The 6576-nt window shown below is 70.5% G+C and carries 7 protein-coding genes and 1 pseudogene; 2 read left to right on the top strand and 6 right to left on the bottom strand.

All coding sequences use genetic code 11. The features are described 5' to 3' along the window. Positions 1–692: 692 nt before the first annotated feature. Positions 693–989 (bottom strand): hypothetical protein, encoded by a 297-nt coding sequence (locus ACIP98_RS31720; protein WP_401979160.1) that lies wholly within the window; start codon positions 987–989, stop codon positions 693–695. Between the two features lie 62 nt (positions 990–1051). Between ACIP98_RS31720 and ACIP98_RS31715 the strand changes: the two are divergent. Further along, positions 1052–2173 (top strand): annotated as a pseudogene (locus tag ACIP98_RS31715) (IS630 family transposase). 148 nt (positions 2174–2321) lie between these two features. On the opposite strand, the gene ACIP98_RS31710 reads toward ACIP98_RS31715, so the two are convergent. From ACIP98_RS31710 to ACIP98_RS31690, 5 genes are all read right to left on the bottom strand, one after another. Then, positions 2322–2858, bottom strand: coding sequence for a DinB family protein (locus ACIP98_RS31710; protein ID WP_319663631.1), 537 nt, complete (start codon positions 2856–2858; stop codon positions 2322–2324). A 273-nt stretch (positions 2859–3131) separates the two neighbouring features. Beyond that, entirely contained in the window at positions 3132–3962 is an 831-nt protein-coding gene (locus ACIP98_RS31705) for an oxidoreductase (protein WP_401979158.1), read from the bottom strand. A gap of 15 nt (positions 3963–3977) precedes the next feature. Next, positions 3978–4112: a hypothetical protein gene (locus ACIP98_RS31700; protein WP_401979156.1), complete on the bottom strand. Its 135-nt coding sequence runs from the start codon at positions 4110–4112 to the stop codon at positions 3978–3980. Next, the gene (locus tag ACIP98_RS31695; protein ID WP_401979154.1) at positions 4061–4855 is read right to left on the bottom strand and encodes an NmrA family NAD(P)-binding protein; all 795 of its coding nucleotides are present in this window, start codon (positions 4853–4855) and stop codon (positions 4061–4063) included. Before ACIP98_RS31695 ends, ACIP98_RS31700 begins: the two co-directional genes overlap by 52 nt. Positions 4856–5160: 305 nt before the next feature. Beyond that, on the bottom strand, positions 5161–5430 hold the full coding sequence (locus ACIP98_RS31690) for a hypothetical protein (RefSeq protein WP_401979153.1): 270 nt from the start codon (positions 5428–5430) through the stop codon (positions 5161–5163). 111 nt (positions 5431–5541) lie between these two features. Between ACIP98_RS31690 and ACIP98_RS31685 the strand changes: the two genes are divergently transcribed. Further along, complete coding sequence (locus ACIP98_RS31685) at positions 5542–6168, top strand: TetR/AcrR family transcriptional regulator (RefSeq protein ID WP_401979151.1); 627 nt, start codon at positions 5542–5544, stop codon at positions 6166–6168. Positions 6169–6576 lie beyond the last annotated feature (408 nt).

Raw genomic sequence — 6576 nt, 5'->3', positions numbered from 1 at the left:
GAGCGTAGAGAACTCCATGATCACGCAGGCCCGTGCCCGTGCCGCATCCAGACCATCTCCCAGACGCACAGCGGCCACCTATTGCCGGTCGGTCTTACCCGACCAACAACTAGCCGGTCGGTCGACTACCAAGGTAGACGACCGGTCGATTAACGTCAAAGTCCTGGATCGGGAGGACCCCACCCGATCGCGACCCCGGGCCGGGGGGTAGGGGATGCCGGAAACCGGTGCAGCACGCCCGCTCGGCGACTTCTCACGCCGGTCCGGCCGGCCCGGCGGTGCGTGGCCACGGGCACAGCGCAAGCCGGTGACGTCTGCGAGGAGCCCGTGACCTGCGACGGTGAGCGGACCCTTGCTCCTCACCGGTGATCAGTGGCCACTCACCGACCCCAGATGATGCTGCTGGATTGTGACTTTGACCCCTGATTTCGGTGAGTGAATCGGTGAGTGCCACCGGGCTCCCAGCGCCCATCAGCCCGGAAGCCGACATCAACACACCTCGGCATCCGTCCGCCACCCCCGCCGTTCCTGCCGCCTTCGCTGAAGCAGGCACGCCTGAGCAGGACGTGTCCGTCCCGCACCGGCAGCGGCCACACCGCCGGAGACAGCAGTCACGGCCAGACACCGGACTCGCCCGCACTCCACGGCCCACATTCCCAGGCCACGGGCACAGCCCGGCCGGTGACGCCCGCTCAGCCGGTCATGCCACAGCTTCGGCCCGCCCCGGACAGCCTGCAACCGTCCGATGCAATCCGGCACGGGAATGCCGACTGCCTCCTCGGCCGGGGCGCCCAATACATCGTGATCGTCAAGGACAACCAGAAGAACTCGCCCGCGACCACGGGAAGACCGATGTCGTGCACCATGTCCGAGACACCACCTTCGCCGAGGACGCCGCCCAGAGGCGGACCGGCAACGCGCGTCGCGCGATGGCCGTCTGGCGCAGCATCGCCATCGGAGCCCGCCCACGCGGACAGCGTGAAGAACATCGAGGCCGGCCTCCGCCGACGGCTGGATATGGGCGACGTCCGATCCGACCGCTGCAGGTGCGGTGGCCGAGCCTGTCCGCGTGCGCAGACTGACCGACCAGGAAGGGCAGAAGCTGCAGCAGATCGTGCGCCGGGGCAGCACCAGCTCGGTGCGCAATCGGCGCGCGATGATGCTGCTGGCCTCGGCCGGTGGGAACCGCGTGCCGGTGATCGCCCAGCTGGTGCAGGCCGACGAGGACACCGTGCGCGATGTGATCCACCGCTTCAACGAGATCGGCCTGGCCTGCCTGGACCCCAAGTGGGCGGGAGGCCGTCCCCGCCGACTCAGCTCTGACCACGAGGAGTCGTCATCCAGACGGCCACCACCCGCCCCACCAAGCTCGGCCAGCCCTTCACCCGCTGGTCACTGCGCAAGCTCGCCGCTTACCTGCGCAAGGTCCACGGCAGGGTGATCCGCATCGGCCGCGAGAGCTTACGCGGCCTGCTCGCCCGCCGCGGTGTCACCTTCCAGCGCACCACGACCTGGAAGGAATCCCCCGACCCCGAGCGCGACACCAAGCTCGACCGCATCGAGCACGTCCTTGACCGCTTCCCCCGACCGCGTCTTCGCCTTCGACGAGTTCGGCCCACTGGGAATCCGGCCCACCGGCGGCAGCTGCTGGGCCGAACAGACCCGGCCCGACCGGGTGCCGGCGACCTACCACCGCACCCACGCCGTGCGGTACTTCCAGGGCTGCTACTCGGTCGGCGACGAGACCCTACGGGGCGTCAACCGGCGCAAGAAGGGCGCCGGGAACACGCTGGCCGCGCTGAAGTCGATCCGCGCCGCCCGTCCCGACGGTGCTCCGGTCTACGTGATCCTGGACAACCTGTCCGCCCACAAGGGCGCCGACATCCGTCGCTGGGCGAAGAAGCACAAGGTCGAGTTGTGCTTCACCCCGGCGTACGCCTCGTGGGCCAACCCCATCGAAGCCCACTTCGGACCGCTGCGGCAGTTCGCCGTCGCCAACTCGAACTACCCCAACCACACCGTGCAGACCCAGGCGTTGCACGCCTACCTGCGGTGGCGCAACGCCAACGCCCGCCACCGCGACATCCTGGCCGCCGAACGCAGGGAACGCGCCCGCATCCGCAGCGAGAAAGGTATCCGCTGGGGCGGTCGGCCCCTCGCCACGGCGGTGTGACCGCCGGAGATATGTGGCCAGGGGCGGTCGCAGGACCCCTGGTGACCAGCCTGTACCCACGGGTGGTTGGCTATCTTGCCGCTGGTCGGTACGGTAGCGATTCGTCGCATGCCGGGCCGAGGCACGCTTCGTGGGGCGCAGCGGTCGGCTACTCGCCGGTGGCGCCATCGATGGCCTCGCGGAGGAGATCCGCATGGCCGACGTGGCGGGCGTACTCCTCGATCACGTGTTCAAGGACGAACCGCACATCGGTGTCACCGAACTCCTGATTCGGCACGATGCGCGCGAGGTCGACGGTCACCTTCGCGAACACCTGCCGCGACTCCTCGCACGCCTTCAGGTAGTCCTCGTGGACGTCCCTGGCCGGCGTAGCGTCCGACTCGTCGTACCACTCGCCACCGTCAGCGGTGACGTAGGTCTGATAAGGGAAGAAGCGAGGCGTCGTGCCCGCCAACGTCCGCTGGAACCAGGCACGCTCAACCCCCTGCAGATGGCGCATGAGCCCCAGCAGGGTCAACGCCGACGACCGCACAGGACGCAGCCGCAGTTGTGCATCCGAGAGGCCCTCGCACTTCCACAAGAAGGTCGCTCGGTGGTAGTCGAGATTCGAGGCGATCACCTCCAGCCACGGGCCCGATACTGCGCGCTCAGGCCGGACGATCTTCTGGACCACAATGTCGCTCACGCTGGCTCCTCCTTACGGGTCATCAGGCTTGGTCGAGTCCGTACGTGCCCACGATCCGAGGACTGGGCGGCGTCTTTACTGGCGCCTCGCGAGCACGTCCGCCCAAGAAGACCTCTGTTCGTATCGGAACTCATCGCTCGATGCCGCGACGGGAGTGGCCATCCACGCCTGCGAGTGGCCAGGTATCGCTGCAAGTCAGGGCGGCCTCAACGACCCGGCGAACCTATGCGGTCAGAGCACTACGCCGGAGCCCTGACCGTACAGGGCGCAGCCTTATGCGTGATCGGTGGAGAGGGCGACGTGACGCCAGGCGTCCATCTCCTTGCGGAAGGTGTCCAGTTTGGCGTCGAAGGCGTGCAGGGTGTCTACGCCGAGCGGAAGGCGCAGGGGCGGTTCGGGGGTGGCGGCGATCTCGACGATGGCGTGGGCGGCCTTGGCCGGGTCGCCGGGCTGGGCGTGGTTCAGGCTCGCGGCGGCCGCGCGCATCGCACCGACGGTGGGCGCGTAGTCGTCGATCGCGTCGGGTCCGGTGTGCAGGCTGGCGGGATCGAGGAAGTCGGTGCGGAAGAAACCCGGTTCCACGAGTGTCACGTGGATGCCCAAGGGTGCCAGTTCGGTGTGGAGGGTCTCGGTGAAGCCTTCGACGGCGAACTTGGTGGAGGCGTAGATGCCCCAGCCCGGCGCGGTGGCGAAGCCCACGATGGAGCTGATGTTGATCACGTGGCCGGCGCGCTGGCGCCGCAGTACCGGCAGTACGGCGCGCTGTACGGCCAGCGGGCCGAACACGTTGGTCTCGTACACCGCGCGGACCGCGGCGTCCTCGGACTCTTCGACGGCGGCGAGCAGGCCGGTGCCGGCGTTGTTGACCAGGACGTCGATCCGGCCGAACCTGCCGACCGCGTCGTCGACGGCCGCTTGGATGCTTCGCGGGTCGGTCACGTCCAGCGGCGCGGTGAGCAGTGCGTCGCCGGCGTCGGGAAACCGCTCGCGGACGGTTTCGGGGTTCCTGGCGGTCGCGACCACCTGGTGGCCGGCGGCGAGGGCGGCACGGGTGATTTCCCGGCCGAAGCCCCGCGACGATCCTGTGATGAACCAGACGCTCATGGTGTTCTCCGGTATTCAGGCGGTGGGCAGGGTGAAGGCAGCGCGGTTCTGGGCGATGAAACCCTCGACGTCGAGGGGGTCACTGCCGCCGATCGTCCTCACCAGGTCGTTGGTGCCGGCGAAGACGCCGTTGCGGTAGTCGACGGCCACGGCGAGCAGGTGCTGGACGAGGTGGTCCGGCGGGCGCCGCGCCCGTGCAGGATGGCGGCGAATTCGTCGAGTTCGACGGGGACGTAGGTGACTTGGCACTCCAGCGCCTTCGACATCTTCTCGGCGATCTCGTAGTGGTCGAGCTCCTCGGCTCCGTGCAGCGGGTAGATCTGGCCGGCGTGGGGGGCGGGGTCTTCCAGGATGGCCGCGATCACCTTCGCCTGGTCGCTCTCCGCGATGGGGGCGTGGCGTCCGTCGGCGAACGGCAGGCGCAGTTCGCCGGTGCCGTCGGCCCAGGTGTCGACCAGCCACTGGGCGAAGAAGGTCGGGCGGATGTGGGTGACCGGGACCGGGGCCCGGTCCAGGACGCGTTCGGCGACCCAGTGCTGGCGGGCGGCGTTGCTGGCGGTGTCGCGGCGGGCGGATATCTGCGACATGTTCACGATCGCCTGGACCCCGTTCTCCTCCGCCGCCCGGGCCACGTTCACGGTCGCGTCCATCAGGCCGGGGCGGATCGGATAGGTGAAGTAGAGGGCGTCGATCCCCTTGGCCGCCCGGGCCAGAGAGTCCAGGTCCAGGACGTCGCCTTCCACGACGTCCGCCCCGAGGTCGGCGAGCCGCTCGGCGCGTGCGTCGAGGCCGCGGACGAGTGCGCGGACGCGGTGACCGCGCCGGAGCAGGAGTTCGGTGGTGCGGCCGCCGGTCTTGCCGGTGGCCCCGATCACGAGGAGGTTGCGTTCCATGAGGGAGATCTCCGTTTCTTCAGGGGCTGACGGGAACCGCGGCGCCGGTCCTTTCGGGGCCGATGCCGCAGATGACGGGGGCGCTTCCGCCCCCGTCAGGAGGCCGTGATCGCTTGCGCTCCGGCCCCCCAGTGGCTGCGGCCGTGCGGTCAGGGGTGTGCGGCGGGACCGGAGGGCGAGCAGCGCGGCGGCTGCGGCGACCCCGGCGCCGGGCCCGGGCCGGCCCGGGCAGGGCCGAACCCGGCGGCCGCGGGCTGGGGGTGACAGCAACCGGGGCCACACCCACGCACTGCCGACCTGCCGGCTCATGTCGCGCACGGCGCTGCCCGGGGTGGGGCGTTGGGGTGCGAGGGCGGCAGAACCCACCAGACGCCCACGGTACTCACGCGCGGGAACGACCGGCCGATCCCGGCCAGGGCGACGTCCACGGCGAAGGAGTCGAGCTGCGCCGTGCAGGCGGCGGCACCCGGCACCGTCATGACGCTCCGGCGCCGCGGACGGCCCTCCTCCGCGGCTGCCACGGCCGGGCCGGCGGGCCGCGCGGCGGCTGCCTGCGGTGAAGCCTGTGCGGACACGTCGTCCACCCCTTTCCCTAAATGGGCTTGCCAGCCCTTTTTTGGGCCGGACCTCATGGAACACCACACGAAAGAGGCTGTCAAGCCCCTTTTTCGTGGTAGGGTCGGCCCATGACTGCGAGCAGCGAAGCGTCGGCCCGGAAGCTGACCCCCAAGGGTCTGGCCACGCGCGAACGCATCATCAAGGCGGCCGCGGATCTGATCTACGAGCACGGCGTGCAGAACACCAACAACGAGCAGATCCGCGCCGCCACCGGGGTCAGCGGTTCCCAGCTGACCCGGCACTTCCCCACCAAGGAGTCCCTGGTGCGTGCGGTGCTCGCCTGGCAGGCCGACACCATCGTCGCCCGCCATCAGGTCCCCGCTCTGGGCGGGCTGGACAGCTTCGCCGCGCTGCGCCGCTGGGCCGACTCCTACATCGCCTCGCAGGACATGGTGCGCGGCGGGTGCACGTTCGGCTCCCTGGCCGCCGAAGTCGTCAAGGCCACCCCCTCCCACCGCGACGCGGTGGCCGACGGCTTCGAGCGATGGCAGGAGCTGTTCCGCAACGGTCTGAGCGCGATGCGCGAGCGCGGCGAGCTGCGGCCGGAGGCCGACCCGGTCGCTCTCGCCCACCTGCTCACGGCCGCATTCCAGGGCGGAGCCCTACTGGACCAGGCAGTCGACGACGTCACGCCGCTGCGCGACGCACTCCACGGAGCCCTGGCCTACATCGAGTCGTTCGCCGTGCAGGGGTGAGCGGCCCGGCAGCGGTCCGGCACCCGGCGGCAACCGGTGGGATCGCACGCTGCCCCCGGGGGCCGGGGCTCCGGCGTACGCGGCGGGCGTTTGTTTCCCGGTCGGCCGAGCCCGGCGAGCGGGGCAACCGGGCGGTCCGCGCGGCGGGCGTCCGTGCCGCAGCCGGGCGGCGAGGCTGTTCGCACCGGCCGGCCGCAGCGCCCCGATGACAAGGTCGCACCACGCGGCCATCGCGCGGTGCCGGTCCGGTGTCGCGAACGCGGCGGCACACCTGCGTGGACGTCGACGATTGCGGCGCGGACGCCTCCCGTCACGGCCGGGTATCCTCCTCGACCCGGCCGCCCCAGGAATCGCCCCCCTCTCCTGCCAGGCCCCCCGGGCGGCAGAGCCGCTGCTCGGTCGCCGGCG

Origin of the sequence: Streptomyces sp. NPDC088354 (assembly GCF_044753585.1) — a bacterium.
Lineage (GTDB): Bacteria > Actinomycetota > Actinomycetes > Streptomycetales > Streptomycetaceae > Actinacidiphila.
Note: the sequence above shows the minus strand (reverse complement) of the source record. Positions and strands in the feature narration are given on the sequence as shown.